Annotated in this window: 1 protein-coding gene; it reads right to left on the bottom strand. The window is 67.9% G+C overall.

What is annotated here, in order from left to right; genetic code table 11:
- Nucleotides 1-124: 124 nt before the first annotated feature.
- On the bottom strand, nucleotides 125-1,369 hold a 1,245-nt coding region (locus ABZS66_RS61730; protein WP_354774304.1), incomplete at its 5' end, for a discoidin domain-containing protein.

Raw genomic sequence — 1,369 nt, 5'->3', positions numbered from 1 at the left:
TGACCACGGCGAGCAGTTTTCTTCGCATTCGTGCTCCTTGGTCCGATTCCTTCGGTCGTGGATGTCGGTCGTGGATGTCGGTCGTGGATGGCGGGCAGGCGGCTGGTGCCGCCTGCCCGAGCGGTCAGTTGCCGTAGACGTCGAGTTCCCAGATCGAGTAGCCGTACTGGGTGAGGCCGCGTTGGGTGCCGTAGACGCGGACGTAGCGGCCGGTGCCGGTGACGGTGAGGTCGTCCACGCCGCCGTCGCCGGTCGTGGTGGACGAGATCGTGGTCCAGGTGCTGTTGTCGTTGGAGACCTGCACCTGGTACGCCCGTGCGTAGGCGGCTTCCCAGTTCAGTTGGACTCTGCTGATCGACTTTGTGGAGCCGAGGTCGACGGTGATCCACTGCGGGTCGGCGTAGAGGCTGCTCCACCGGGTGGTGGTGCTGCCGTCGACCGCGTTGCCGGCGACGTTGGCGCCGGCCTCGGTGCTGGACACCGTCACCGGGCGGTTGCGTGACAGCAGTGTCGGGGTCGGGTTGCTGACCGGGGACCCGTAGACGTTCAGGTCGAAGATCGAGTAGCCGTACTGGGTCAGGGCTCGCTGGGTGCCGTAGACGCGGACGTAGCGGCCGGTGCCGGTGACGGTGAGGTCGTCGACGCCGCCGTCACCGGTCGTTGTCGAGAACACCGACGTCCACGAGCTGTTGTCGTTGGAGACCTGCACCTGGTAGGCCCGCCCGAACGCGTTCTCCCAGTTGATGCGGACGCGGTTGAGCGCGTATGGCTGGCCGAGGTCGACGGTGATCCATTGCGGGTCGCTGTAGGTGCTGCTCCAGCGGGTGGCTGGGTTGCCGTCGACCGCGTTCGCGGCGACGTTAGCCCCGGCCTCGGTGCTGGAGACGGTGACCGGGCGGCCCTGCGCCAGGTCCTGTCCTCCGTTAGGCGGTGTGGTGCCGGCGACGCCGGTGCCGATGAAGGTGTAGCTGTCCAGGTCGAACAGCGCGCCGGTCGCCGCCCCGGTGAAGACCAGGTACAGGTCGTGGGTGTTGTCGTCCGGCTTGGTCACCGGGGCGGTGAGCTCGGTGTAGTTGTCCCAGCCGCCGGTGCTGGGCACGTTGATACGGCCGACCTCGGGGCCTGTCGGCGAGTCGTATCGGAAGGACAGCACGCCGCCGGCGTTCGCCGAGGAGACCCGCGCCTTGACGCTGGTGATGTTCTTCAGGCTGACCGCGTGGTGCCGAACCCATTCGCCGTTCTGGATGTCGCCGAGGCGCTTGCCGCCTTCGGCGGCGGTCTGGTCGACCACGCGCGGCCCGTTGAGGGTCACGTAGTGCTCGGCCTGCCACTGCTTGGGCCACAGGGTGAGCTGCTGCTCACCGGTCAG

Source organism: Dactylosporangium sp. NPDC005572 (assembly GCF_040605515.1).
Taxonomy (GTDB): Bacteria; Actinomycetota; Actinomycetes; order Mycobacteriales; family Micromonosporaceae; genus Dactylosporangium.
Note: the sequence above shows the minus strand (reverse complement) of the source record. Positions and strands in the feature narration are given on the sequence as shown.